The organism is Pseudomonas sp. P4_C3 (assembly GCF_056402075.1).
Map to the genome: position 1 here is coordinate 1 of NZ_JBFUIC010000008.1, position 26,554 is coordinate 26,554.

The window sequence follows — 26,554 nt, forward strand, 5'->3', positions numbered from 1 at the left end:
GATCGGCGCCGACAGCTCAAGCTGTGCGCCATGACGGGCCACGGCGACCACGTCCTGCCAGGTTACCTGCGCTTCGGTGATAACGATTTTTTCAGCCTGGGACATCTTCAACCTCGTGCTTACAACCTGAATATTGATGCAGCTTTACCGGCCTCATCGCGAGCAAGCTCGCTCCCACAGGTTTTGTGAACACCGGGGACCCACTGTGGGAGCGAGCTTGCTCGCGATGAGGCCAGCACAGCCGGCACAAACCTCTTAAACCACCGCCGCCCGACGCTGTACAAAGCGGTCGACATATTCATCCGCAGGCGAGTGCAGGATCTCTCTCGGCGTGCCGACCTGGATCAGGCGGCCATCCTTGAGGATCGCGATACGGTTGCCGATGCGCACGGCCTCGTCGAGGTCGTGGGTGATAAAGACGATGGTCTTGTGCAGGGTCTTTTGCAGTTCCAGCAACTGGTCCTGCATCTCCGCGCGGATCAGCGGATCTAGGGCGCTGAAGGCTTCGTCCATCAGAATGATGTCGGTGTCCGCCGCCAGGGCGCGGGCCAGGCCCACACGCTGACGCATACCGCCGGAGAGCTGGTGCGGATATTTGTTTTCGTAGCCCTTGAGGCCCACGGTGTTGATCCAGTGCAGCGCACGCTCGGCGCACATGGCTTTGCTTTCGCCGCGGATTTTCAGGCCGTAGGCGACGTTGTCCAGCACGCTCTTGTGCGGCAACAGACCGAAGCTCTGGAACACCATGCTGATCTTGCGCCGACGAAATTCGCGCAGGGCTTCCATGTCGTATTGCAGGATGTCCACGCCGTCCACCAGGATCGCGCCGCTGGTCGGGTCGATCAGGCGATTGAAGTGGCGGACCAGGGTCGACTTGCCGGAACCCGACAGGCCCATGATCACGAAGATCTCGCCGCTGCCGATGCTCAGCGACAGGTCGTTCACACCCACCACGCAGCCGGTTTCGGCCAGCACCTGATCCTTGGTCTTGCCCTGGCCGACCATGGCCAGCGCGTCCTTGGCACGGTTGCCGAAAATCTTGAAGACGTTTTTGACTTCGATCTTGCTCACGGTTGCGTTGTTCATTTGCTCACCTCATGCCGTGCGCGACCGTACGCCTGTGTAATGCGGTCGATCACCACAGCCAGAATCACGATCGCCAGACCGGCTTCAAGGCCACGTCCGACGTTGAGGGTCTGAATCCCCACCAGCACATCTTCACCCAGACCACGGGCACCGATCATCGAGGCGATCACCACCATCGACAGGGCCATCATGGTGGTCTGGTTGATCCCGGCCATGATGCTCGGCAGGGCCAGCGGCAGTTGCACGCCGAACAGTTGCTGCCAGCGGTTGGCACCGAAGGCGTTGATCGCTTCCATCACTTCGCCGTCGACCTGGCGAATGCCCAGATCGGTCAGGCGGATCAGCGGCGGCGCGGCGTAGATCACGGTAGCGAAAATCGCCGGGACCTTGCCCAGGCCGAACAGCATCAGCACCGGAATCAGGTACACGAAGCTCGGCATGGTCTGCATGATGTCCAGCAATGGCATCAGTATCGAACGCAGGCGGTTGCTGCGCGCCGAGAGAATGCCCAGCGGAATGCCGATCAACACCGAAATGATCGTCGCCACCATCATCAGTGCCAGGGTCTGCATCAGCTTGTCCCAGAGGCCAACCGCCCCCACCAGGAACAGCAAACCAACGATGACGGCAGTGGTCACGACCTTGCGGGTCGCGTGCCAGGCCACACCAGCCACGATCGCCAGCATCAGCCACCAGGGTGCAGCGCGCAGCAGGCCTTCGAGATTGACGATGGCCCACAACAGGGTGTCGGAGATGTGCCGGAACACGTCACCGTAGTTGGTGACCAGCGAATCGACCCAACCGTTGACCCAGTCGGCGATGGAAAAGGTAAAGCTTTCGGGAAACATAAGAGACTCTCAATCAAGGGGTTGCGATCAAGCATCCGACTGCCGTCGCCGACAGTCGGAGAAGCCCAACCTACAAGGCCGCGTCGATTTTCTTGGCTGCGTCTTCGCTCACCCATGCGTGCCAGACTTCAGGATGTTCCTTCAGGAAGATCTTGGCCAGTTTTGGTGATTCGATCCGCTCTTTGGTCATGCGCCCCAGGTTCTGGTTCAGCAGGTCGATTGGCACGTTGACCTTTTCCAGCACGGCCACCAATTCAGGCGCTTCGTCGTGGAAAGTCTTGGACAGGCCGACCTTGATATCCACGGTCTTGTTCACGCCTGGTTTCTCTTCGAGTTTCACCGCGTCGATCTGGCCCATCAGCGGGGTTGGCGACCAGTAGTAGAACAGGATCGGCTCGCCACGCTTGTAGCTCGACAGCACAGCGGCATCCAGCGCCGGGCCGGTGCCTGGGCGGAAGTTGGTGTAGGTGCTTTCCAGGCCGTAGCTCTTCAGCATTTCGCTGTTGTCCAGCTCACAGGTCCAACCGGCCGGGCAGTTATAGAAACGACCCTTGGATGGCTCTTCGGCATCCTTGAAAATCGCCGAGTACTTGCCCAGGTCGGCAATGTTTTTCAGGTCCGGCGCCTTGGCTTCCAGCTTGCGCTTGGCGTCGCCTTCGATCACGTAGCGCGGCACGTACCAGCCTTCGACGGCACCCACCACTGGCGCGCCGACACCGACGACTTTGCCGGCCTTCTCGGCCTTGTTCCAGACTTCGCTGCGGCCGACCCACTCTTCGGCGAACACTTGAATGTCGTTGCTGCTCAGGGCGTTTTCCATGGTGATGGAGTTGCCTGGCAGGCTGTCGGTCTTGCAGTCGTAGCCTTTCTCCAGCACGACTTGCAACACGTCGGTCAGCAGCATGGCGCTTTCCCAGTTCAGGCCGGCGAACTTCACCGGTTTGCCCGACTCGCACCAACCCGCCGCCTGAGTGGCGCCGGCGCTGGCCAGCAGGCCCATGGAAAGCAATGTGGTCAGCAGGGTCTTGTTCGATTTCATTGTTGTGACGCTCCTAATCATGAGTTGGCTTACGGCAGTCAAGAGGCATCCAGCCCTGTCCACGTCCAATCAGGCCTGCGCCGCAGCGCGACCGGCCCCGCTTTTTTTAGGTTGTACAACGCTGTCCTGCTCGACCGGCAGGATCAATTGATCGGGCACTGTGCCGTGCCATTTTTTTGCGCACAGGTAATACAGGGCTGCGGGAAGCACCAGACCGATGATCCAGGAAATATCCACATCACCCAGGGCCGCCACCAGCGGACCGGTATAGAACTTGGTGGAAATGAACGGCAGTTGCACCAGCACACCGAAGACATAGACGCTGATCCCGAGTGGGTTCCAGCGGCCGTAGCGACCGTTCGGGTCGGCCAGCGCCGGCACGTCATAGCGCTCGCGGGTGATGCAGTAGTAGTCCACCAGGTTGATCGCGCTCCAGGGCGTGAAGAACGCCAGCAAGAACAGGATGAAGGACTTGAACGCACCGAGGAACGAGTGCTGACCGAGCAACGCCATCAGGGTCGCAGCACCGACGATGACCAGCACGAAGACCAGACGTTGCAAGCGCGTTACCTTCAGGTCACCCCGGAAACCGCTGATGATGGTCGCAATGCACATGAAACTGCCGTAGGAGTTCAGCGTGGAGATGGTGACCTTGCCAAAGGCGATGCTGAAGTACAGCAGCGCAGCGGTGGCACCGGTACCGCCAAGACCAACGATGTAGGCCACTTCGTGGCCGGCGTATTGCCCGTTGGCCGAAGCGGCAGCGAACACGCCGAGGACCATCGCCACCTGTGCACCAATAACCGAACCTGCGCCTGCGGCAAAAAAAGTTTTCACCGAGGAAATCTTGCTCGGCAGGTAGCGAGAATAGTCAGCCACATAAGGGCCGAAGGCGATCTGCCAGGACGCCGCGAGCGACACCGCGAGCAAGAAACTGCTCCAGCTGAAGTGGCGGATTTGCAACAGTGCGCCAACGTCAACCTGGCTCATCAGACAGCTGAACAGATAAACAAAGGCAATCACGCCAATGACACTGGCAACACGGCCGATCCAATGGATCACCCGATAACCGAGCACCGTGACCAGCACGATGACACTGGCGAAAAGGAGGATACCGACGGTGTCGCTGACGCCAAACAATTGGCCCAGCGCCTGCCCGGATAACACGGTTCCCGTTGCGGTGAAGCCCAGGTACATCAAGCAGACCAGCACGATTGGGATCGCCGCGCCGTACACGCCGAACTGCACCCGGCTGGAGATCATCTGCGGCAGGCCGAGCTTGGGCCCTTGCGCGGCATGCAGCGCCATCACGCCGCCACCCAGTAATTGACCGATCAACAGACCGATCAACGACCAGAACACATCGCCGCCCAGCACCACGGCCAGGGCCCCGGTGACAATCGCGGTGATTTGCAGGTTGGCACCCATCCACAGGGTGAACTGGCTCAACAGACGACCGTGTCTTTCCGCTTCCGGGATGTAGTCGATCGAGCGCTTCTCGATCAACGGTTTGTTGCCTGCACGATCGCTGTTAACAGCCATGGTTCAACCTCTGTGGATTGTTGGTCGGTGTTGGTTGTATCTGTGTAGGAGCTGTCGAGTGAAACGAGGCTGCGATCTTTTGCTTTTAAAAGATCAAGATCAAAAGATCGCAGCCTTCGGCAGCTCCTACAGGTTTGCATTGGGCCAAGGCCCGCTTTCTTTATTTGCCGGTAATCATCGGCAGGTTCAGCCCTTGTTCCTTGGCGCAGTCGATGGCGATCTGGTAACCGGCATCGGCGTGACGCATGACACCGGTGGCCGGGTCGTTGTGCAGCACGCGAGCGATACGCTCGGCCGCTTCGTCAGTACCGTCGCAGACAATCACCATGCCCGAGTGCTGAGAGAAGCCCATGCCGACGCCGCCGCCGTGGTGCAGGGAAACCCAGGTCGCGCCGCTCGCGGTATTGAGCAGGGCGTTGAGCAGTGGCCAGTCGGACACGGCGTCGGAACCGTCCTGCATGGACTCGGTTTCGCGGTTCGGGCTCGATACCGAACCGGAGTCCAGGTGGTCGCGACCGATCACGATCGGCGCGGACAACTCGCCGCTACGGACCATTTCGTTGAACGCCAGACCCAGCTTGGCGCGCAGGCCCAGGCCAACCCAGCAGATACGTGCCGGCAGACCCTGGAAGCTGATGCGCTCACGGGCCATGTCCAGCCAGTTGTGCAGGTGGGCGTCGTCCGGGATCAACTCTTTGACCTTGGCGTCGGTCTTGTAGATGTCTTCAGCGTTGCCCGACAGTGCAGCCCAACGGAACGGGCCGATGCCACGGCAGAACAGCGGACGGATGTAGGCTGGTACGAAGCCCGGGAAGTCGAATGCGTTTTCCACGCCTTCTTCTTGCGCCATCTGACGGATGTTGTTGCCGTAGTCGAAAGTCGGTACGCCCATTTTCTGGAAGTCCAGCATCGCTTTGACGTGCACGGCCATCGATTGCTTGGCGGCCTTGATCACAGCGGCAGGTTCAGTCTTGGCGCGAGCGCGGTACTGGTCCCAGGTCCAGCCGGCCGGCAGGTAGCCGTTGAGCGGATCGTGGGCGCTGGTCTGGTCGGTAACCATGTCCGGGCGCACGCCGCGCTTGACCAGTTCCGGGAGAATTTCTGCCGCGTTACCCAGCAGGGCAATGGAAATCGCTTTGCCTTCGGCGGTGTATTTGGCGATGCGGGCCAGCGCGTCGTCGAGATCGGTTGCTTGCTCGTCGACATAGCGGCTTTTCAGACGGAAATCGATGCTGACCTGCTGACATTCGATGTTCAGCGAGCAAGCGCCAGCCAGGGTCGCGGCCAGAGGCTGAGCGCCACCCATGCCACCGAGGCCTGCGGTCAGGACCCAACGACCTTTCAGGTCATCGTTATAGTGTTGGCGACCGGCTTCAACGAAGGTTTCGTAGGTGCCCTGGACGATGCCCTGGCTGCCGATGTAGATCCAGCTGCCGGCAGTCATCTGGCCGTACATGGCCAGGCCTTTGGCGTCGAGTTCGTTGAAGTGTTCCCAGCTCGCCCAGTGTGGAACCAGGTTGGAGTTGGCGATCAGTACGCGCGGGGCATTGCTGTGGGTCTTGAACACGCCGACCGGCTTGCCGGATTGCACCAGCAGGGTCTCGTCGTCGTTCAGGTTGGTCAGGCTTTCGACGATCTTGTCGTAGCATTCCCAGTTACGTGCAGCGCGACCGATACCACCGTAAACCACCAGTTCTTTAGGGTTCTCGGCGACTTCCGGGTCGAGGTTGTTCATCAGCATGCGCAGCGGCGCTTCGGTCAGCCAGCTCTTGGCGGTCAGCTTGTTACCACGTGCGGCACGGATTTCAACGTCACGAAACTTAGTAGGTTTAATGTCAGTCACGAAAAAGACTCCTCAGCAATCAATCCAAACCAACCCAGGCAGTGGGCGAGCAAGCCAATGGGCATATCAGTGCACACCGGCGAATCAGTGGACGATGGTTGAGTCCTCGTGACTCATACGCATACGTCTTTACTTGTACATACAAGCATATGCAATCAAGCGGCCAACTTGCCGGATGAGCATTCAAGAAAAATTCTGAAACGGCTGGAGAGCGCCTGGGACAAGGGTTCTGGTGTAGATGAAATTTTTTCGGGAGGATTTTTGTGGCGAGGGGGTTTTGTTACTTGAGCGTGGTTTTGCGCCACGCTGGGGCGTTCGGTAACAACATGGTGCGCTTTCGGGAACGCTGAAAAGCAAAAGATCGCAGCCTTCGGCAGCTCYTACAGGGTGCAAAGCATCCCATGTARGAGCTGCCGAAGGCTGCGATCTTTTGAAAATTCAGAATCAGCGTGCGGTCAGCTCAATCACACAGCATGGGCTATTAACGGAGATTTCCAGCAGGCCAGTGTTAGCGTCGAGTTGCAGGCAATCGTGGCGACCGAGCTTCGAAGCGTTGTTACCGACCTTCACTTCCAGTGCTTCGCTGATGCTGAACACCAACATCGTACCCGCCGAACTGAAGAACCGCTGCTCGCCACTCAACCACTGCAACCGCGCACCGTAACGCTGCGGCGCGTAAATCAGGTTGAAATCGCGAATCGGACTGCCGAGCAACGTGCAGGAAACCTTGCTTTCACCACTGAAGGCAAACGGGTCCAGCGGTAACAGTGGCCGCGTGTCCTGGCCATCCACCGTCAGGCTCATACCATCGCCCTGCAAAACGGTGATCACTCGCTCGTAACCGGCGAAGGTGGAAAACCCACCCGACTCGCCAATGTCGGCAATCGACAGGCGCCAGCCAAACCCATCCAGGCCAGTGCCGGCATCGCGGGTGATTTCTTCGGTGCTGCCGCCGCCGTTTTTCCACGGCATGCGCGGGTAATCGAGCGCACGTAAAACTTTCAGACTGCTCATTTATGGCTCTCTATTTATGAAACCGACCTTCCAGACGATGACGGGAACCGGGGTGGATCAAGCGAGCGGCGGTCACTGGCTGACGACCGGACCAGGTGCGGCGGCGAATCAGCAGGCAAGGCTCGCCCTTTTCAATCTGTAGCAATTTGCATTCGGACGACTCGGCCAGGATCGCCTCGACCACGTGCTCGCCTTCGGTCAGCGGCGCGACCTGGTTCAGGTAGGCGTAGGGCGTTTGCAGGGTGAAGTCCTGCTTGAGGTAGTCCGGCGCCACCAGCGCATTGACGAAACGGTCTTCGATTTGCACCGGAATATCGTTTTCGAAATGCACGATCAGCGAGTGGAACACCTTCTGCCCTTCGCGCATGTCCAGGGCCAGGGCACGCTCGGAGCCGGCGGCCTCTTCTTCAAGGGTGATGACCTTGCAGGTGTGGCGATGACCGCGAGAGGCAATTTCATCGGCAATGTTGTGCACTTCAAACAGCGCGGACTGGCTTTTCGGCTCGGCGACGAATGTGCCGACGCCTTGCATGCGCACCAGCAGGCCATCGGCGGTCATCTCGCGCAGGGCGCGGTTGATGGTCATGCGGCTGAAGCCCAACTGGCTGACCAGTTCGCTTTCCGACGGAACGCGGTAGTGCGGCGGCCAGTTTCCACTGTCGATTTGCTGGGTGATCATTTGTTTGACGCGGGCGTACAAGGGCGCCGGACTGTCGCCCATGTTCGCGGCCAACGGAGAGACTGGAGGCGGAGTCGGCACGGTTAATCCTTGGTCATTTGATTGATGTCGCTAGCTTGCCGGAGTTTACCGGGCAGGCAAACGTCTGTATATGTATATACAAATAACACACGATGGGGTGCTGAACCATGTCCGCCTTCTTTGCCGAACGCGCGCTGCTGCCTAGTGGATGGGCCAACAATGTACGTCTTGAGGTCAGCGCCGACGGCGTATTGACCCATATCCAGGCCGATTCCAAGGCAGATGGCGCCGAGCGGCTGAGCGGTCCGCTGCTGCCTGGCATGCCGAACCTGCACTCCCACGCCTTCCAGCGGGCCATGGCCGGGCTGGCGGAAGTGGCGGGCAATCCGAACGACAGTTTCTGGACCTGGCGCGATCTGATGTATCGCCTCGTCGGAAAAATCAGCCCGGAACAACTCGGTGTCATCGCCCGCCAGCTGTATATCGAAATGCTCAAGGCCGGTTACACCTCGGTCGCGGAATTTCACTACGTGCATCACGACATCAATGGTCAGCCTTATGCGGATCCGGCCGAACTGGCTCTGCGCATCAGCCAGGCAGCCAGTTCCGCGGGTATCGGCTTGACCCTGCTGCCGGTGCTCTACAGCCACTCCGGTTTCGGCGGCCAGACCCCGAACGAAGGTCAGCGTCGCTTCATCAACAGCACCGAAAACTACCTCAAGCTGCAATCGCGCCTGCAACCGGTGCTGGCGCAGCAACCGGCGCAGTCGCTCGGCTTGTGTTTCCACTCACTGCGCGCGGTTACGCCACAGCAGATCAGCGAAGTGCTGGCGGCCAGCGACAAGCAATGCCCGGTGCACATCCACATCGCCGAGCAGCAGAAAGAAGTCGACGACTGCCTGACCTGGAGCGGTCGTCGTCCGTTGCAATGGCTGTACGAAAACATCGACGTCGATCAGCGCTGGTGCCTGGTCCACGCGACCCACGCCAACCCGGAAGAAGTCACGTCGATGGCCAAGAGTCGCGCCATCGCCGGCCTGTGCCTGACCACCGAAGCCAACCTGGGCGACGGGATTTTCCCGGCGGTGGATTTCTTCGCCCAGGGCGGCCGCATGGGCATCGGTTCCGACAGTCATGTGTCATTGAGCGTGGTGGAAGAATTGCGCTGGCTGGAATACGGCCAGCGTCTGCGCGACCAACGGCGTAATCGTTTGTATGGCGCGGATCAGCCAATGGTTGGCCGCACGTTGTTCGATGCGGCGCTGGATGGCGGTGCTCAGGCGTTAGGCCAGCCGATTGGCGCGCTGGAAGTCGGCAAACGCGCCGACTGGCTGGTGCTCGATGGCAACGATCCGTATTTGGCGACAGCCAATGGTGACGGGATTCTCAATCGGTGGCTGTTTGCCGGTGGCGATCGCCAAGTGCGGGATGTGCTGGTGAATGGTCAGTGGGTGGTGCGTGACGGGCGGCATGCCGGCGAAGAAGAAAGCAGCCGTGCATTCACTCAAGTCCTGCGCGAACTTTTAGGCTGACACAAAACCCTGTAGGMGCGAGCTTGCTCGCGATGGTGTGTCAGTCGACATCGTTGTGTCTGATACTCCATCGCGAGCAAGCTCGCKCCTACAGGGCCATGCGTTGTTAGTTGGACGTCTCGGCCATCTGCTGTTCCGACGCACGCCAGATCAGCCGCGTTGTGTCGTAACCCTGCTGACGCGCCTTGCTCAGCAGTTCCTCACGCACCACACCATTCACGGTCGGCGTGCGCGACAACAGCCACAAATACTTCCGGCTCGGATCCCCGACAATGGCGGTCTTGTAGTCATCGCTGACGTACAGCACCCAGTATTCGCCCTTCGCCGTACCCGGGATCAGCCTGGAGAACCAGGTATCGAACTCGATCCACAGCTTGTCGCCCTTGCCGGGCACCTGTGGATAAGCCGTGCCATTGACCTCTTCCCATTGCCACTGCGCCGTCAGGCAGCGGTTCAACACCGCCACGTTACCGTCAGGCTTGAGCGTGTAATGGGCTTCGGATTGCGCGCAGTCGCGCTGGAAGTACATCGGCATGCGCGCCAACTCGTACCAGGTGCCCTGGTAGCGCTTGAGATTGACACTTTTGACAGTCTTGGGGGCCAATGGGTCCGGGCCAGACGTGGCACAGCCAGCCAACAACAGACCGGCAAAAAGGATGATCAATAACCGCTTCATTATTTTTCTCCCGCGGGCAAACGCCCCGGTTTACTTCAGGCCTTGGCCGGAAAACATCAGCACTTTGTCACCGGCGAACTGCACGCTGATAAAGCTGTTCTTGTCGCCCCAGGTGCAACTGGACATGCCGAGCGCACCTGAACAATCGGCAGGTTTGCCCAACAGGGTCTCCACATCGGCCTTGGCCATGCCGGCCGAGAGCTTAGAGTAGTTTTCCTGATTGACTTTGCTGCAGGCAGCCAGCAACACGCAAAACGAAAGCAGGGCGATGGAACGCAGCGACATGGTGAAACTCCGGGGGGCGTAGGGGATTGGCATGGCTGCCAAGCTGAAGCTTAGAAGAGAAAACCCCTGCGAGGTTCCGTGCCCGGCAGGCTATTTATCGGGCCACTCGTCTACCTTTTGCCGAAAATCAGCCACTTTCCTTATTCATCGAGCATTTCGTCGTTTTTCAGAGAATTCGCCTAATCTTTGGCGCCGTTCAGTCGACATAAATGCAACGCAAAGCCACGTCGGTGGCATTTGCTCCCCCATTTTGTAGAACAGCCCCTCTGCGGTAGCTCATCCATGACCAGAAACATGAAGTTCAGCCACAAGATATTGCTGGCTGCCGCCCTCGTGGTGGCCGTCGCATTCGCTTGTTTCATCCTGTTCAACGACTATCGCCAGCGCCAAACCTTGCGCAACAGCACCGAAGCCTCGATGCAGGAACTCGGCAGTCTGACCACCAGCAACATCCAGACCTGGCTGGAAAGCCGCATGCAATTGCTGCAGTCGATGGCCCAACAGATCAACGCCGACGGCAATGCTCCCGCTGGCCTGAAACGAATCATCGACCTGCCCGCCTACACCGGCAACTTCCAGCTGAGCTACTTCGGTGGTGCCGACGGCGTGATGTTCTCGGTCCCGGCGGGCAACCGTGCGGCGGACTACGACCCTCGCGCCCGCGGCTGGTACAAGGCGGCCAATAGCGCACAACAGACCATCGTCACCGAACCGTACATTGCCGCGTCTTCTGGCAAACTGGTGATCACCGTGGCCACCCCGGTGCAGCACCAGGGCCAGATGATCGGCGTCGCAGGCGCCGACATCGACCTGTCCAGCGTCAGCGCGATCATCAATTCGCTGAACTTCGGCGGTCACGGTCATGCGTTCATCGTCGGTGCCGATGGCAAGATCCTGATTCACCCGGACAGCAAGCTGGTGCTCAAGAACCTGACCGAGGCCTATCCGAGCGACACACCCAAAGTCAGCCCGGGCATGAAAGAAGTCGAGATCGACGGCAAGCGCCAGTTCATCGCCTTCACCCACGTCAACGGCGTGCCATCGGCGAACTGGTACGTGGCACTGGTGCTCGATCAGGAAACGGCGTTCTCGATGCTCAGCGAATTCCGCACCTCGGCGATCATCGCCATGGTGATTGCCGTGGTGATCATCATCGTCCTGCTGGGCATGCTGATCAGCCTGCTGATGCAGCCGCTGCTGACCATGGGCCGCGCCATGCACGACATCGCCGAAGGCGAAGGTGACCTGACCAAACGCCTGACCATTCACGGCCATGACGAATTCGGCGCGCTGGGGCTGTCGTTCAACCGCTTCGTCGAGCGCATTCACACCTCGATCATCGAAGTGTCCTCGGCCACCGGCCAGGTCAACGAAGTGGCGTTGCGTGTAGTCGCCGCCTCGAACTCGTCGATGTACAACTCCGACCAGCAAGCCTCGCGCACCAGCAGCGTCGCTGCGGCGATCAACCAGCTCGGTGCCGCCGCCCAGGAGATCGCCCAGAACGCCGCCCTCGCCTCGCAACATTCCAGCGATGCCCGCAGCCTGGCCGAAGAAGGCCAACAGGTGGTGGATAAAACCATCGCGGCGATGCAGCAGCTGTCGGCCAAGATCAGCGATTCGTGCGGCAACATCGAAACCCTCAATAGCAATACGGTCAACATCGGGCAGATCCTGGAAGTGATTACCAGCATCTCCCAGCAAACCAACTTGCTGGCGCTCAACGCCGCCATTGAAGCGGCCCGCGCTGGCGAGGCCGGTCGCGGTTTTGCCGTGGTGGCCGATGAGGTGCGCAACCTCGCTCACCGCACCCAGGACTCGGCGCAGCAAGTGCAGACGATGATCGAAGAACTGCAGGTCGGCGCCCGGGCAGCGGTGGGCATCATGACTGACAGCCAGCGCCAGAGCGAAAGCAGCGTCGGCATCGCCAACCAGGCGGGCGAACGCCTGGGCAGCGTGACCCAGCGCATCGGTGAGATCGATGGCATGAATCAGTCGGTCGCCACTGCCACTGAGGAACAGACGGCCGTGGTGGAGTCGATCAACGTCGACATCACAGAGATCAACATGCTGAACCAGGAAGGTGTGGAGAACCTGCAGTCGACCTTGCGTGCGTGTGCCGATCTTGAGCAGCAGGCGGCGCGGTTGAAGCAGCTAGTTGGTAGCTTCAGGATCTGAGGCGATCTCTCCGGCCTCATCGCGAGCAAGCTCGCTCCCACAGTGGATCTCCAGTGCGACAAAGATCCCTGTGGGAGCGAGCTTGCTCGCGATGGCGGCATCAGCTACAACGAAAAATCAGAACCGAGAGCCCGGTTTCGACAGAAACTCGAGCTCCTCAGCAGTACTCTCCCGCCCCAACACCGCATTGCGATGCGGAAAGCGCCCAAACTGCGCAATCACTTTCTGATGCCGCTCGGCATAGTCCAGGTAATCGCTGAACAGCGCCCGATCGATTTCCGGTTGCTGCGCCACCAGTTCGATGTAGCGCGAGACGCCTTCGTTCTGCACCGCGAGGTCTTCGCTATGCTCGAACACCAGGTAGATGAACACCCGCTGAATCGGCTGCAACTGCCGGTCGTAATCCGCGGCAATGCCTTGGGCTACCAGCTTCTGCGCCCGGAGATCGCCTGCAAAGGCTTTGGGAATATCGCGAAAGATCATTCGCGGGATTTGATCGAGCAACAGCACCAGGGCCAGCCAACCTTCGGGATGTTGCATCCACTCGGTCAATCCGCCGGCCAGTGCCTGCTCGGTCCAGCCCCCGAAACGCTCGCGCGCTTCGAGGTCCTGGCTGTCGCGCTTGCCGAACCACAATTTGCCCTTCTGCGCCGCCACTTCCCTCGCTGACTCGGAACTCCCGAACCACCAATAAAGCAACGGCTGCCAGGGCGCAGTCATGGTTTATTCCTTGTGGTAAGCCGTGACGCGGGCAACTTCTTCTTTCGAACCGAGGAACACCGCAACCCGCTGGTGCAGGCCTTCCGGCTGGATGTCGAGGATGCGCTGGTGGCCGTCGGTGGACGCACCGCCCGCTTGTTCCACCAGGAACGACATCGGGTTGGCTTCGTACATCAGGCGCAGTTTGCCTGGCTTGGAAGGCTCGCGGCTGTCGCGTGGGTACATGAACAGACCGCCGCGGGTCAGGATGCGGTGCACGTCGGCCACCATCGCAGCGACCCAGCGCATGTTGTAGTTCTTTTTCAGCGGGCCTTCATCGCCGGCCAGCAATTCGCCGACGTAGCGCTGTACCGGTGCTTCCCAGTGACGCTGGTTGGACGCGTTGATGGCAAATTCCTGGGTGGCTTCAGGAATGGTGATGTTTTCGTGGGTCAGTACGAAGCTGCCCATTTCACGGTCCAGGGTGAAACCTTTCACGCCATCGCCCAAGGTCAGGATCAGCATGGTCTGTGGACCATAGATCGCATAACCGGCGGCCACTTGCTGGGTACCTGGCTGCAGGAAGGCCTTTTCGTTCAAAGGTTCGTTCTGGCTCAGGTATTCGTTCGGGCAACGCAGTACCGAGAAGATGGTTCCGACCGGCGCGTTGATGTCGATGTTCGACGAACCGTCCAGCGGGTCGAATACCAGCAGGTACGCACCTTTCGGGTATTTGCCCGGGATCTGGTAGGCGTTGTCCATTTCTTCGGACGCCATACCGGCCAGGTGACCGCCCCATTCGTTGGCTTCGAGCAGGATTTCGTTGGAGATCACGTCGAGCTTCTTCTGCACTTCGCCCTGGACGTTTTCAGTGCCCATGCTGCCCAAAACGCCACCCAGGGCGCCTTTGGACACGGCGTGGTTGATCTCCTTGCAGGCACGCGCCACCACTTCGATCAGGAAGCGCAGATCGGCAGGAGTGTTGTTGCTGCGGGTCTGCTCAATCAAATAGCGACTCAAGGTAACGCGGGACATGGAAGGCTCCGGAGGAATGGGGGGGGGCTAAAAACCCGAGCAGTTTAGCGCGAGTCGGGGTGCATTTCCTCCTATCAGACGTGATCGGCTGAAGAGAGTTCATGTGCGGGGATGAGCGTAGTTGGAAATGGGCTGGGTGTGGGCCTGAGAACTGCAGTCATTTCGGCACTTTCAGTGACTGGGCGAACGCTTTCGCGAGCAGGCTCGCTCCTACAGGGGTACGCGTTCAAAATGTGGGAGCGAGCCTGCTCGCGATTGGGTGCGTAGCACCCACTGTCAGGATTTGGCAGTAGGCTTGCGCAGCAAACTGAACGCCATCGCCGCCAGGAACAAGACACTGAGCAACAACACTGCCCACAAGCCGAACTTCTTCCACTGGGTGTCCGTCGTAGCCAGCGTTTTCTCAGTCGATGCATTCGAGACCACCGCCCCGACATCCACCATGGCCCGGCCCAAGGTCGCGAGCTTCGCCGGGCCGTAATCCGGAATCAGCATCGACAGCGGCAAGTTCGCCGCCTTCGCCGTCGTATTCCCCACAACCAGCGTGTAAGGCCCCGGCCCGCGCGCCAGGAACACCAGTTGCGTGGCGCGCACGGCAAACTTCAGCGTCGGCGCCTGATCACCCAGGCCGCCGCCGCGTTCGTCCACGGTCAGTTTCAATTGCTGGACGATTTGCCCTGACAACGGCAATTCGTTTTGCACCACATCCTGACCGTTCTGGGTCAGGCGATAGAGCAAACCGCTGCCCAACGACTGCCATGGCAGGCTGCTGTCGCGCCGACCGGCCAGACTCACCGGCGCCAGGCTGTTGGGCTGGCTCAGCTCGACCTGCACTCGCTCGACATTCAGCCCCATCGGCAACTGCCAGGTGTACTCACCCGCCTTCGTGCTGCTGCCGGTCAACGCCTGGGACCAGACCAACGGCAGCGGCAGGCTGCGGGTACTGGCGCTTTGCAGTTGCGCCGAAGTCAGGGTCGGTGCCGAATGCGGAGTGATCCACAGCAACCGCAAGTAGCGCGCCGACTGGCCCGGCAGGCCGATTTCATGCTGCTCGACCCGCTCGTCGGCAAAGGTCAGGCGCGCCACCTGCCCTTCGCCCCAGAACTGCCAATGCTGTAAATCGTCGCTGGCTTCGAGGGTGAAACGCTCGAAGCCGTCGCGCTCGCTGGTCCAGTCGAGAATCAATTGCCGCAACGGCGCCTTGATCGCGGAAGCGTCGAGCAACCAGCCGCGCAACTCCTCCTCACCCGCCTCCAGCTGACTTGAGGGCTGCACCTCGACCAAGGTGCCGTTGGCGCTCGATTGCACCCGTACGCTCGGCGCGGTTTCAGTGGCGTCCACCGAGTTGTACAACGCAAACCGTTTCACCTCGGTCAAGGTGCGCGTTTCACTGCTCTGCGCCGACTCCCGGGCCAGGGCATAGGCCTGAACATCACCGACGGCGTTGAACACCCGCACATCGCTCAGGTCGGCCTGCCGTGCATTCAGTTGCACGCTCAGGGGCAGTTCAAGGCGATACCAGGGGCCTTCGCCCGTCACCGACAAAGGCACTTGGGTGGTGAAGTCCGCCGGTTTTTCCTGGGCAACCGCCGACAACACCACGCCCATGGCAACAGCGGCCAGCCAACCCAGGTTCAGCTTCTGACTCAAGATGACACTCCTTCGGATTCCGCGAGCGGTTTCCCGGTATCCGGCACAGCGTCGGCGCGCTTGGGCGGCAGCGGGGCGAAATAGCCCACCACCAGCAGCAAGACGCCGACTCCAATAAACGACACGATCCGCGCCAGCCCGCCACGATTGCTCAATTCGACAAAGAACAGCTTGGCCACGACCACGCCGATCAAGGCGGCGCCGATCAGCCAGACTTCGCGGCGGCGACGCAAATGGCCGCCGATCATCAAGCTCAGGGCCATCAGGGTCCAGACGATGGACAGGCCGGCTTGTACACGCATCGACGCCAGCAACAGATCCAGCTCGAACGGCACCCCGCTCCAATGGTGCGCCGTACGCATTACCAATGCAGTAAAGAACATGAACAGCGAGGCACCTGCGACCCCTTGCGTGGCGATGGCGACGTAATCCTCGCGGACCGCCAGTTGTGTCATGGCACTGCGGGACCAGGCATAGACGCCGAACAGCGCGAACAACAGGCCGAGCTCCAGCGGGTTGATCAATGGCACGTAGGGCAGAGGTTCAGCGTTGCCGTCACTGGCGACATTCGCCAGCCAGAACCAGCCGAGCATCAGTAACGCCAGCGGCGCGGCGGCGTATACACGGTATTCCCTCGAATATGTCGACACCGGCCAAGGCCACGCGCGAGGTGCCGCCATCAGCACCAGATACAGACTTGGCAGAATCGCCCAGCCCAACCAGCGCCAGGCGTTGTATTGCTCGGACAACACCAGCAAAGCGTAACGCAGCTCCAGAGCCAGCACCCCCATCAACAGCCAGCAGCCGAGCACATGGGCGACACTCAGCACGCGCGCCGGCAGCATGGGCGCCAGACGCCGCAGGGACATGAAATGCACGACGAACACGGCGGCCCACGCCAGCCAGCCGGCGTTGGCCGCCGGGTGATAACGCGAGTGCCAGGCCGCCAGCAGCACCAGCGCCGCCGCGGGAATCAACACTGTGCAGAGCACGCCCAGTGACGGCCAACTCAGGCGCAGCGCCAACGCTGTCCACAGCGCGACACTCACGGCAGCCATGCTCAACAAAAAAGTCGCCTGCATCGGCAACGACGCGAAATGCAGCACCTCGATGACCCAGGCCAACGCCCACCAACCTGCGCCCCACACCAGCAACGCCTGGGACAACCGCAACAGACTCAACCCTTTCAACGCTCCACGCACACGACTCATCTGCAAACGCCAGGCCCCGAACATCGCGGCCAGCCCCAGCACCAGCGGCGCCCAGAACCCGCCATGGGCCAGGGGTCGCAGACCGTCACTGAGCTGCGGTCCTGTTACCAGGAACAGCGCGCCACCCAACAGTTGCACAGAGAGCGCGGTGAACACGAACGTGCGCGATTGCAGACGCAAGCCAACCAACAACGTCAGCCCCCCGGCCAAGGCCCAACTGATCACCGTGCCGTGACTGAAGAAAAACAGCGGTGCCAGCAAATAGAGAAACGCCAGCCCGAGGCAAGCCAGGACTGGCAGGCCTATCAGCTCCCAGGGCCTGATCTGCTCCGGCAAGGCTTTGCGTAACTGGTAGAAGCTGAACAACAACGCGACACCCAACAACAGCGCGCCTAATGGCACACCGCCGAGCAGGCTGCTCTCGCTGCTGTGCAACTCGCTGAGAAACGCCAGCGCCGACCCCAGTTGCAGGAGCAAGGCAAAGGCCCGGGCCAGGGGCCTTTGCTGACGCAGACCGAGCCAGAAGATCCCCGCGCCTTCCACCGCCCACGCCGCCGTCGTCCAGCGCGCATCAAGCCCCAGCGGAATCGCCAGACTGGCGAAGATCACCCCCAAGGCCAGGCAGGTTTCCCCCAGCAACAGCGTGCGCCCGGCCATCAGCCAACGGGCGAGTCCCATGTAAATCATGCCCAGCGTCAAGGCACTGAACGCCGCAGCGAATTCCAGATGCTGCACCAGTGCGAACTGCAAGCCGAAACCCACCAGCGGCGGGCCAAACAGCAGTGTGCCGTCGACGTAGTCACCCTTGCGCGCCGACCACTGCAGCAGCGCTTCGCGATTGCCCTCTGCCGGTGCATCGCTCATCGCCATCAACTTGCGCCGGGCGTACAACAGACCAATGGCCAGGTACATCAGGAAAAACACAATCAGGAACGGCTCGGTGCTCCACAGCAACTCCGGCGAGTAGGAGCGCAGGCCCCAGGCGAAACCGATGCCGAAGGTGCCGGTGAATCCGATGACATTCAACAGCCGCCAGGCCTTGAACCAGGCGATGGCGAGGATGCCGGCGTTGAGCAGGGAAAAGTAACTGAACAGCGCGACGTGGCTGCCGGCGCCGGTGGAGGCCAGGATGGGCGCGGCGAAGCCACCCAGTGCGGCAGCGGCGGCCAGCCCCAGGGAGTCCTGGGTAATGGCGAGAATCGCCGAACAGATCGTCACCGCCACCAGCAGGCCAAACGCCGCCGAGGGATCGAGCAACGGATGCAGGCGCATCGCGGCAAACACTGTCAGGTACAACACGGCGATCCCGGTGCCCTGCAAGATCAACGCGTAACTGCTGTTGCGCGCTCGTAACCACCAACCCAATCCGAGCAACCCCAAGGCTGCGGCCGCCACACCGGCGTAGCGCAACTCAACCGGCACCACCACGCCTTCAGTGGCATAGCGCAGCAGAAAGGCCAGGCCGAGGAACAGCAACACCACGCCGACCCGCAAGACTGTATTGCCGCCGAACAGCCAGGCGCGGGCGCGACTGATGGCGCGGTCGATGAGGTTCGGGCCATGCGGGGGGACAGGTGGTTGTGCCTCACGAGCAGTCGGCTCGGATTTCCAGGCATCGGCGACTTCGCTGGCCGCTGCGGGGATTGGCTCGAGCTCGGGCGGCAGCTCCCAGATCAATTCCGGGACTATGGCAGGTGTTTCATCAAGGAGGGCTTCAGGCGATACCAGCGGTTCACGGGTTTCCGGCGCCTTGACGCCTGATGCTTCAAGCACTGCCAGCCGTTGCTCGACCGCTTGCAGCGCAACCTGTGCCTGTTCCAGCAAGTGCTGCTGCTCGGCTGCCCGAGCGTCCATGCGAGCCATGCGAACGGCTTGGCCGACACCCAATCCGAGTAACGCGCCCAGCAGTGCATCACTGAATGACTCGTCGAGTATCCAGCCGAGCACCAGCCCGATCAGCATGAAAATCCATTGCATGGTCGATATCCCTAAGCTCAATCCCGAAAGATTAGCGTAACCAGCGCCCAAAAGATCGCAGCCTTCGGCAGCTCCTACGCGATCCTGCAGGAGCTGCCAAAGGCTGCGATCTTTTCCGGCGCGCCAGTATATCCACCTGCCTGAAGACTTACTCCAGCGCCTTCCAGATCTCCGTGGCGTACTCGCGAATGGTCCGGTCCGACGAGAACCAGCCCATCCGCGCCGTGTTCAACACCGCCGAACGCCACCACTGGTTCGAATCGTGCCAATGGGCTTCGACGCGCATCTGTGCATTCCAGTACGAGTCGAAATCGGCGCAGACCAGGAAGCGGTCGAAATCTACCAAGGAGTCGATCAGGCCGGTGTAACGGGACGGATCATCCGGCGAGAACACGCCGCCACGAATCGCTTGCAGCACATCGTTCAGACGATGGGAGGCGGCGATATCCGGTGCCGCATTGAACTCATGGTTCTGTTTGCGCGCCTCGACCTGCTGTGCGCTGAGACCAAAGATGAACATGTGCTCGGTGCCGATGCGCTCGCTCATTTCCACGTTGGCGCCGTCCAGGGTGCCGATGGTCAGCGCGCCGTTCAGGCCGAATTTCATGTTGCTGGTGCCTGACGCTTCGAAACCGGCGGTGGAGATCTGCTCGGACAAATCCGCCGCCGGAATGATGCTCTCCGCCAGGCTGACGTTGTAGTTGGGCAGGAACACCACTTTGAGCAAGCCGCGCACGGTCGGGTCGTTGTTCACCACCCGGGCGATGTCGTTGGTCAGTTTGATGATCAGTTTGGCCTGGTGATAACTCGCGGCGGCCTTGCCGGCAAAGATTTTCACCCGTGGCACCCAGTCGATTTCAGGTTCCGCGCGAATCGCCTGGTACAACGCCACGGTGTGCATCAGGTTGAGCAACTGGCGTTTGTATTCGTGGATTCGCTTGACCTGCACGTCGAACATCGCTGCCGGGTTGACCGCGACGCCCAGCCGCTCATGAATCAGGTACGCCAGGGCTTTCTTGCTGTGCAGGCGTTGCTCGGCAAATGCCTTGCGGAATGCATTTTTCTCGGCGAACGGTTCGAGGGCGAGCAAACGCTCTTCCGGGTTGTCCAGCACTTGCGGCCCGAGGACATCGACCAGCATCGAGGTCAGCTCGGGGTTGGCCTGATACAGCCAGCGGCGGAAGGTGATGCCGTTGGTTTTGTTGTTGATCCGCTCCGGGTAGAGCTTGTGCAGTTCGGAGAACACCGTTTGGCGCATCAGTTGCGTGTGCAACCCGGACACACCGTTGATGCTGTGGGAACCGAGAAACGCCAGGTTGCCCATGCGCACCCGGCGTCCGTTGTCTTCTTCGATCAGCGATACCGCGCGCAACACGTCGAAGTCGTGGATGCCTTTGGCCCGCAGGGAGTCGATGTGCTGGGCGTTGATCAGGTAAATGATCTGCATGTGCCGTGGCAGCATGCGCTCCATCAAACCCACTGGCCAGGTTTCCAGCGCTTCGGGCAGCAGGGTGTGGTTGGTGTAGGAAAGCGTGTCGACCGTCACTTGCCACGCCGCATCCCACGCCACGTCGTAGACGTCCACCAACTGGCGCATCAGTTCGGCGACGGCAATCGAGGGGTGAGTGTCATTGAGCTGGATCGCCGCGTGATCGCCCAGGGTCAGTACCGAGGTGTGCATGTTGCGATGGCGGCGCAGCAAATCCTGCAGGGACGCGGCGACAAAGAAGTATTCCTGACGCAAGCGCAGTTCCTGGCCGGCTTCGGTGCTGTCCGCTGGATAGAGCACGCGGGAGATACTCTCGGCCCGGGCTACTTCGGCCACGGCGCCCAGGTGATCGCCGGCGTTGAAACGCTCCAGGTGCAGATCTTCCATGGCCCGGGCGCGCCACAGGCGCAGGGTGTTGACGCTCGCCCCGCGCCAGCCGACCACCGGCGTGTCGTAGGCAATGGCCCGTACGGTTTCCGCCGGGTGCCAGACTTGCCTGGACTTGCCGCTGTCATCGGTCACGGTTTCGACGCTGCCGCCAAAGCCGATCGGATAAACCACTTCAGGCCGCTCGAATTCCCAAGGGTTGCCGAAATCCAGCCAGTGTTCGGTCTGCTCTTGCTGCCAGCCATCGACAATCGCCTGGCGGAACAACCCGTGCTCATAGCGGATGCCGTAGCCATGACCGGCGATACCGAGGGTCGACATGCTTTCCAGGAAACACGCCGCCAGACGCCCGAGGCCGCCGTTGCCCAGGGCCGCATCGGGCTCCAGCAAGCGGATGCGCTCAAGATCGACACCGAGTTCGGTCAGGGCTTCGCGGGCCACGTCGAGCAGGCCGAGGTTGCTCAGGCTGTCGAACAGCAGCCGACCGATGAGAAATTCCAGGGAGAGGTAATAAACGCGCTTCTGACCTTTGCGGTAGATCTGCCGCGTATGGTCCATCCAGTGCTCGACCATGTGGTCCCGCGCGGCCAGGGCAATGGCTTCGAACCAGTCATGGTCGAAGGCGTGATCCGGGTCTTTACCCACTGCGTAAGTGAGTTTGGTCAAGACGGCGTCGCGAAATGCGGCCACCTCTGCTTCGCGAACAAGTGGTTCTTGAGTCATCGATAGGACCTCGAGCGAGCTTGGGTTGTCTGAGCCTAGACGGTCTGACAGGCGGTAGAGGCTCTGGTTCGGCAGTTTTTCCTGTAAGTGCGAATCGGGTCGGCAATACATTGTCGTATACCTGATTCAATGCAGGGGCCGTGCCGGATTAGCGGCTTATTGGCCGGCAGTGAAAAAATCTGGCGAAAGGTTGTTCAAAAATCCACCGGTCCCGGTATGATCGCGCGCCCTGATGCACACGCTGGTAACAAACGATGATGAAGCCGAACCTGATCGCTGCCGCAGAGATCGACCGCCTCGATACCTGGGCCAAGTACTCTGCCCCGATGTGCGGCTCGTGCATGTCCAGCTGCTGCACCCTGCCCGTCGAGGTCAAGATCAAGGACCTGATCCGCATCGGCGTGGTTGATGAGTTCGAGCTGGGCGATCCGCCGAAGAACATCGCCAAACGCCTGCAAAAGGAAGGGTTGGTCGAGCGTTTCAACCAGAAGTCAGGAATCTTTACCCTCCAGCGCATGAGCAACAACGATTGCCTGTACCTGGATCGTAAGAGCCGTCTGTGCACTATTTATGAAAAGCGCCCGGATACCTGCCGCAACCACCCGAAAATCGGCCCGCGGCCGGGGTATTGCGCCTACAAGCCGAAAGAAGTGGAGCGCGTGCAGAATTCGCGGAGTATCGAGCGGTTCTGATACCCCCGGAATTTGCGGCGCTGGTACTGGCCTCATCGCGAGCAAGCTCGCTCCCACAGGGGTTCTGTGGTGTTCACACAATTTGTGGTTCACCTCGAACACTGTGGGAGCGAGCTTGCTCGCGATGAGGCCAGTACAAACGCCACACAAACCCCAGACAAACAAAAACGCCCCCGGCCTTTCGACCGGGGGCGTTTTCGTTAAGCAAGGCTAAATCTTATGCCTTGGCTTTCTTGGCAGCGCGGGTACGCTCGCCTTCGTCCAGGATCTTCTTGCGAAGACGGATGGACTTAGGAGTCACTTCACACAGCTCGTCGTCCTGGATGAATTCCAGAGCCTGTTCCAGGGTGAAGCGAACAGGTGGAACCAGAGCGATGGTTTCGTCTTTACCCGAAGCACGCATGTTGTCGAGCTTCTTGCCTTTGGTTGGGTTGACGCCCATGTCGTTGTCACGGCTGTTCAGACCAACGATCTGACCGTTGTAGATCTCTTGACCGTGTTCAACAAACAGCTTGCCACGCGCCTGGAGAGTTTCCAGGGAGTAGGTCAGAGCCTTGCCGGTTTCTACCGATACCAGAACACCGTTCTGACGGCCGGACATGTCGCCGGACTTCATGGTGTCGTAGCGATCGAAGATCGAGGTCAGGATGCCAGCACCGTTGGTCAGGGTCAGGAACTGGTTACGGAAACCGATCAGACCACGAGCAGGGATGTTGTATTCCAGACGCACACGGCCTTTGCCATCCGGCACCATGTTGGTCAGGTCGCCCTTACGCAGGCCCATCTCTTCCATAACCTTGCCCTGGGATTCCTCAGGGGTGTCGATGGTTACGTTTTCGAACGGTTCCTGCTTCACGCCGTCAACCTGACGGATGATCACTTCAGGACGACCAACGCCCATTTCGAAGCCTTCGCGACGCATGGTTTCGATCAGTACCGAAAGGTGCAGCTCACCACGACCGGAAACCTTGAACTTGTCGGCCGAGTCGCCTTCTTCAACGCGCAGTGCAACGTTGTACAGCAACTCTTTGTCCAGACGTTCCTTGATGTTACGGGAAGTCACGAACTTGCCTTCTTTACCGCAGAAAGGCGAGTCGTTTACCTGGAAGGTCATGGAAACGGTTGGCTCGTCAACGGTCAGAGGCTTCATCGCCTCGACATTGTCCGGCTGGCACAGGGTGTCGGAGATGAACAGCGAGTCCATACCGCTCACGCACACGATGTCGCCGGCGAAAGCTTCTTCAACGTCGATACGGTGCAGGCCGTGGTGACCCATCAGCTTCAGGATACGACCGTTACGCTTCTTGCCGTCGGCGCCGATAGCCACAACCGGGGTGTTCGGCTTGACGCTACCACGAGCGATACGGCCAACGCCGATAACACCCAGGAAGCTGTTGTAGTCCAGTGCCGAGATTTGCATCTGGAACGGACCATCACGGTCAACCTTCGGTGCTGGTACGTTGTCGACGATCGACTGGTACAGCGGGGTCATGTCTTCAGCCATGTCGGTGTGTTCCAGACCGGCAATACCGTTCAGGGCCGAGGCGTAGACGACTTTGAAGTCCAGCTGTTCTTCGGTGGCACCCAGGTTGTCGAACAGGTCGAAGATCTGGTCCAGAACCCAGTCCGGACGCGCGCCTGGACGGTCAACCTTGTTGATGCACACGATTGGACGCAGGCCGGCTTCGAAAGCCTTCTTGGTCACGAAACGGGTTTGCGGCATAGGGCCGTCTTGAGCGTCAACCAGCAGCAGAACGGAGTCGACCATCGACATTACACGTTCAACTTCACCGCCGAAGTCGGCGTGGCCCGGGGTGTCCACGATGTTGATGTGGTAGCCGTTCCAGTTGATGGCGGTGTTTTTCGCCAGAATGGTAATACCGCGCTCTTTTTCCTGGTCGTTGGAGTCCATCACGCGCTCGTCGTTGAGCTCGTTGCGCTCCAGGGTGCCGGATTGACGCAGGAGTTTGTCTACCAGGGTGGTCTTACCATGGTCAACGTGGGCAATGATGGCGATGTTGCGTAGATTTTCGATCACTTGTGTATCTCGATCAGAGGATTCGGTGTGCTGACAAGTCTTGGCAGCGATTAACAGTAGCGTCCGTGAAAGCCGTTACAGCTTGACGGTGGCATCGGGGGGCCGGTGACGCAGGCCACAGGCAAACAGCCCCGGGCACTTAGCTCGGTCGATAAACGCGCACATTGGCATGCCCCTCACTGAGCAAATGGTGGGCATGCAGGCGACTCATCACGCCTTTGTCGCAATACAGCAGGTACTGGCGAGTAGGGTCCAGTTCCTTGAAACGAGCGTTCACTGCATAAAACGGCATCGTTTGTACCTCGATGCCAGCGAGGTCCAGCGGGTCGTCTTCAGCGGCATCCGGGTGACGGATGTCGATGACGATCTGACCGGCCAGCGCTTCGCTGACTTCTTCAATCTGCAAGTCCTGGCCCAGTTCATCGATCACGCGATCGATCGGCACCAGTTTGGCGTTTTCGAGCGCACGCTCGAGTACCGCCATATCGAATTCTTTCTCTTCATGCTCGACGCGATAGCGCTTGGCCGCTGTCTTCGGATTGACCGAGATGACGCCGCAGTACTCCGGCATGTGCCGGGCGAAATCGGCGGTACCGATTTCGATTGCCGTGTCGATAATGTCCTGCTTGTGGCTGGCGATCAGCGGACGCAACACCAGCTTGTCGGTCACGCAGTCGATCACTGACAGGTTTGGCAACGTCTGGCTCGACACCTGGGAGATCGCCTCACCGGTTACCAGCGCCTCGATGTGCAGTCGATCGGCAATTTGGGAGGAAGCGCGCAACATCATACGCTTCAATACTACGCCCATATGACTGTTATCGACTTTGCCGAGAATTTCGCCCAGCACTTCCTCGAACGGCACACTGACAAATAGCACGCGTTGGGAGCTGCCGTACTTCTTCCAGATGAAATGCGCGACTTCCATGACGCCCAGTTCGTGGGCACGTCCACCCAGATTGAAGAAGCAGAAGTGCGCCATCAGGCCACGGCGCATGATCTGGTAGGCCGCCACGGTGGAATCGAAGCCGCCGGACATCAGCACCAGCGTCTGCTCCAGGGCGCCCAGCGGATATCCGCCGATGCCGTTGTGCTGGCTGTGGATCACGAACAACCGTTGGTCGCGAACTTCGATGCGGACTTCGATTTCCGGCGCTTTCAAGTCGATCCCGGCGGCGCCGCACTCACGACGCAGCTTGCTGCCGACGTATTTTTCGACGTCCATCGAGCTGAACGTGTGCTTGCCCGCACGCTTGCAGCGCACCGAGAAAATCTTCCCGGCCAGCGCATCGCCGTAGTGGTGTTTGCACTTTTCGGTGATGTCGTCGAAGTCGCCCAGCGGGTACTCGTCGATCTGCAGAAAGTGCGCGATGCCCGGCATGCAGGTCAGGCGCTCACCCATCTCTTTCAAGGCTTTCGGGTCGGTGACGCGGGTTTCCAGCTCGAGATTGTCCCACACGCCGCTCACCACCACGGCCGGGTCCAGATCGCGGAGCACGGCGCGGATGTTTTTGGCCAACTGGCGGATAAATTTCGTCCGGACAGGTCGACTCTTGATGGTGATCTCGGGGAAGACTTTTACGATTAATTTCATGGAAACAGCGCGCGCAGGGCCWGCCGAAAAAGGGGGGCGCGGATTATAGCGGAAATTGCTCAAGGTTTAACCAGTTWATGTGCAGAAGGTTTCGTGCGCACCAAAACAGGTCATTTATTGAAATGAGCGCCACATTGTAGGGCGGGATTTTCCGCTTTAAGGTACTTTTCCGCCTGACAGGCGTGAAATTGGGGCAAAAAACCCATGCTGGGGCACTGGCATGCAATTTGCTCCCTTGTGAGGCAGGTTGCCTTGGCAGAGTATTCGCGCCGGCATCACCCACATTTAAGGGCATCCATTACCAGCCCGAAGCCACCCG

At 60.0% G+C, this 26,554-nt stretch carries 19 protein-coding genes and 1 pseudogene; 4 read left to right on the top strand and 16 right to left on the bottom strand.

What is annotated here, in order from left to right:
- Positions 1–255: 255 nt before the first annotated feature.
- From AC1DVH_RS03350 to hutC, 7 genes are all read right to left on the bottom strand, one after another.
- Positions 256–1,086: a quaternary amine ABC transporter ATP-binding protein gene (locus AC1DVH_RS03350; RefSeq protein ID WP_007975542.1), complete on the bottom strand. Its 831-nt coding sequence runs from the start codon at positions 1,084–1,086 to the stop codon at positions 256–258.
- Positions 1,083–1,934, bottom strand: coding sequence for an ABC transporter permease (locus AC1DVH_RS03355; protein ID WP_046039591.1), 852 nt, complete (start codon positions 1,932–1,934; stop codon positions 1,083–1,085). The genes AC1DVH_RS03350 and AC1DVH_RS03355 overlap by 4 nt, the downstream gene beginning before the upstream one ends.
- A gap of 70 nt (positions 1,935–2,004) precedes the next feature.
- Positions 2,005–2,973, bottom strand: coding sequence for an ABC transporter substrate-binding protein (locus AC1DVH_RS03360; RefSeq protein WP_477752623.1), 969 nt, complete (start codon positions 2,971–2,973; stop codon positions 2,005–2,007).
- Positions 2,974–3,042: 69 nt separating this feature from the next.
- Positions 3,043–4,515 (bottom strand): purine-cytosine permease family protein, encoded by a 1,473-nt coding sequence (locus tag AC1DVH_RS03365; protein ID WP_477752624.1) that lies wholly within the window; start codon positions 4,513–4,515, stop codon positions 3,043–3,045.
- Between the two features lie 160 nt (positions 4,516–4,675).
- Positions 4,676–6,358, bottom strand: a complete 1,683-nt coding sequence (hutU, locus tag AC1DVH_RS03370) for a urocanate hydratase (RefSeq protein WP_223457541.1) — start codon at positions 6,356–6,358, stop codon at positions 4,676–4,678.
- Positions 6,359–6,802: 444 nt separating this feature from the next.
- A complete protein-coding gene (locus AC1DVH_RS03375) occupies positions 6,803–7,372 on the bottom strand; it encodes a HutD/Ves family protein (protein WP_477752625.1) in 570 nt (189 codons plus the stop codon).
- A 10-nt stretch (positions 7,373–7,382) separates the two neighbouring features.
- Positions 7,383–8,093: a histidine utilization repressor gene (hutC, locus tag AC1DVH_RS03380; protein WP_173677901.1), complete on the bottom strand. Its 711-nt coding sequence runs from the start codon at positions 8,091–8,093 to the stop codon at positions 7,383–7,385.
- Between the two features lie 146 nt (positions 8,094–8,239).
- Here hutC and AC1DVH_RS03385 point away from each other — a divergent pair, with 146 nt between their 5' ends.
- Positions 8,240–9,604 (top strand): formimidoylglutamate deiminase, encoded by a 1,365-nt coding sequence (locus AC1DVH_RS03385; RefSeq protein ID WP_477752626.1) that lies wholly within the window; start codon positions 8,240–8,242, stop codon positions 9,602–9,604.
- 106 nt (positions 9,605–9,710) lie between these two features.
- Here the strand turns inward: AC1DVH_RS03385 and AC1DVH_RS03390 are convergent, their stop codons facing one another.
- Together AC1DVH_RS03390 and AC1DVH_RS03395 are read right to left on the bottom strand one after the other, a co-directional pair.
- Positions 9,711–10,280: a lipocalin family protein gene (locus AC1DVH_RS03390; protein ID WP_477752627.1), complete on the bottom strand. Its 570-nt coding sequence runs from the start codon at positions 10,278–10,280 to the stop codon at positions 9,711–9,713.
- 30 nt (positions 10,281–10,310) lie between these two features.
- Entirely contained in the window at positions 10,311–10,565 is a 255-nt protein-coding gene (locus AC1DVH_RS03395) for a hypothetical protein (RefSeq protein WP_007975531.1), read from the bottom strand.
- A 417-nt stretch (positions 10,566–10,982) separates the two neighbouring features.
- Here AC1DVH_RS03395 and AC1DVH_RS03400 point away from each other — a divergent pair.
- Positions 10,983–11,882: pseudogene (locus AC1DVH_RS03400) on the top strand (HAMP domain-containing protein); the annotation flags it as partial.
- Positions 11,883–11,975: 93 nt separating this feature from the next.
- On the top strand, positions 11,976–12,740 hold the full coding sequence (locus AC1DVH_RS03405; RefSeq protein WP_477752661.1) for a methyl-accepting chemotaxis protein: 765 nt from the start codon (positions 11,976–11,978) through the stop codon (positions 12,738–12,740).
- 117 nt (positions 12,741–12,857) lie between these two features.
- On the opposite strand, the gene AC1DVH_RS03410 is transcribed toward AC1DVH_RS03405, so the two are convergent.
- The 5 genes from AC1DVH_RS03410 to AC1DVH_RS03430 form a co-directional block, all read right to left on the bottom strand.
- Positions 12,858–13,460, bottom strand: coding sequence for a DUF924 family protein (locus AC1DVH_RS03410; RefSeq protein ID WP_477752628.1), 603 nt, complete (start codon positions 13,458–13,460; stop codon positions 12,858–12,860).
- A 3-nt stretch (positions 13,461–13,463) separates the two neighbouring features.
- Positions 13,464–14,474 carry a class 1 fructose-bisphosphatase gene (locus AC1DVH_RS03415; RefSeq protein WP_015093094.1) on the bottom strand — a complete coding sequence of 337 codons (1,011 nt, stop codon included), beginning with the start codon at positions 14,472–14,474 and terminating at the stop codon, positions 13,464–13,466.
- A gap of 276 nt (positions 14,475–14,750) precedes the next feature.
- Positions 14,751–16,124 carry a DUF3999 domain-containing protein gene (locus AC1DVH_RS03420; RefSeq protein ID WP_477752629.1) on the bottom strand — a complete coding sequence of 458 codons (1,374 nt, stop codon included), beginning with the start codon at positions 16,122–16,124 and terminating at the stop codon, positions 14,751–14,753.
- Positions 16,121–19,312 (bottom strand): DUF2339 domain-containing protein, encoded by a 3,192-nt coding sequence (locus AC1DVH_RS03425; RefSeq protein WP_477752630.1) that lies wholly within the window; start codon positions 19,310–19,312, stop codon positions 16,121–16,123. Before AC1DVH_RS03425 ends, AC1DVH_RS03420 begins: the two co-directional genes overlap by 4 nt.
- Before the next feature lie 148 nt (positions 19,313–19,460).
- Positions 19,461–21,911: a glycogen/starch/alpha-glucan phosphorylase gene (locus AC1DVH_RS03430; RefSeq protein WP_477752631.1), complete on the bottom strand. Its 2,451-nt coding sequence runs from the start codon at positions 21,909–21,911 to the stop codon at positions 19,461–19,463.
- Positions 21,912–22,165: 254 nt separating this feature from the next.
- Here AC1DVH_RS03430 and AC1DVH_RS03435 point away from each other — a divergent pair, with 254 nt between their 5' ends.
- Entirely contained in the window at positions 22,166–22,603 is a 438-nt protein-coding gene (locus tag AC1DVH_RS03435) for a YkgJ family cysteine cluster protein (RefSeq protein WP_477752632.1), read from the top strand.
- 217 nt (positions 22,604–22,820) lie between these two features.
- Here AC1DVH_RS03435 and typA read toward each other — a convergent pair whose 3' ends face one another.
- Positions 22,821–24,641, bottom strand: coding sequence for a translational GTPase TypA (gene typA / locus AC1DVH_RS03440; protein WP_477752633.1), 1,821 nt, complete (start codon positions 24,639–24,641; stop codon positions 22,821–22,823).
- A gap of 139 nt (positions 24,642–24,780) precedes the next feature.
- On the bottom strand, positions 24,781–26,235 hold the full coding sequence (gene thiI, locus AC1DVH_RS03445) for a tRNA uracil 4-sulfurtransferase ThiI (protein WP_477752634.1): 1,455 nt from the start codon (positions 26,233–26,235) through the stop codon (positions 24,781–24,783).
- Positions 26,236–26,554: the final 319 nt, after the last annotated feature.

Excerpts from the sequence above, each read along its gene's own strand:
- AC1DVH_RS03350 (WP_007975542.1), bottom strand. The coding sequence starts at position 1,086 with ATGAACAACGCAACCGTGAGCAAGATCGAAGTCAAAAACGTCTTCAAG.
- AC1DVH_RS03390 (WP_477752627.1), bottom strand. The coding sequence starts at position 10,280 with ATGAAGCGGTTATTGATCATCCTTTTTGCCGGTCTGTTGTTGGCTGGC.
- hutC (WP_173677901.1), bottom strand. The coding sequence starts at position 8,093 with ATGGGCGACAGTCCGGCGCCCTTGTACGCCCGCGTCAAACAAATGATC.
- AC1DVH_RS03375 (WP_477752625.1), bottom strand. The coding sequence starts at position 7,372 with ATGAGCAGTCTGAAAGTTTTACGTGCGCTCGATTACCCGCGCATGCCG.
- thiI (WP_477752634.1), bottom strand. The coding sequence starts at position 26,235 with ATGAAATTAATCGTAAAAGTCTTCCCCGAGATCACCATCAAGAGTCGA.
- AC1DVH_RS03385 (WP_477752626.1), top strand. The coding sequence starts at position 8,240 with ATGTCCGCCTTCTTTGCCGAACGCGCGCTGCTGCCTAGTGGATGGGCC.
- AC1DVH_RS03435 (WP_477752632.1), top strand. The coding sequence starts at position 22,166 with ATGATGAAGCCGAACCTGATCGCTGCCGCAGAGATCGACCGCCTCGAT.
- AC1DVH_RS03425 (WP_477752630.1), bottom strand. The coding sequence starts at position 19,312 with ATGCAATGGATTTTCATGCTGATCGGGCTGGTGCTCGGCTGGATACTC.
- AC1DVH_RS03360 (WP_477752623.1), bottom strand. The coding sequence starts at position 2,973 with ATGAAATCGAACAAGACCCTGCTGACCACATTGCTTTCCATGGGCCTG.
- AC1DVH_RS03405 (WP_477752661.1), top strand. The coding sequence starts at position 11,976 with ATGTACAACTCCGACCAGCAAGCCTCGCGCACCAGCAGCGTCGCTGCG.
- AC1DVH_RS03365 (WP_477752624.1), bottom strand. The coding sequence starts at position 4,515 with ATGGCTGTTAACAGCGATCGTGCAGGCAACAAACCGTTGATCGAGAAG.
- AC1DVH_RS03430 (WP_477752631.1), bottom strand. The coding sequence starts at position 21,911 with ATGACTCAAGAACCACTTGTTCGCGAAGCAGAGGTGGCCGCATTTCGC.
- AC1DVH_RS03410 (WP_477752628.1), bottom strand. The coding sequence starts at position 13,460 with ATGACTGCGCCCTGGCAGCCGTTGCTTTATTGGTGGTTCGGGAGTTCC.
- AC1DVH_RS03395 (WP_007975531.1), bottom strand. The coding sequence starts at position 10,565 with ATGTCGCTGCGTTCCATCGCCCTGCTTTCGTTTTGCGTGTTGCTGGCT.
- AC1DVH_RS03355 (WP_046039591.1), bottom strand. The coding sequence starts at position 1,934 with ATGTTTCCCGAAAGCTTTACCTTTTCCATCGCCGACTGGGTCAACGGT.
- AC1DVH_RS03415 (WP_015093094.1), bottom strand. The coding sequence starts at position 14,474 with ATGTCCCGCGTTACCTTGAGTCGCTATTTGATTGAGCAGACCCGCAGC.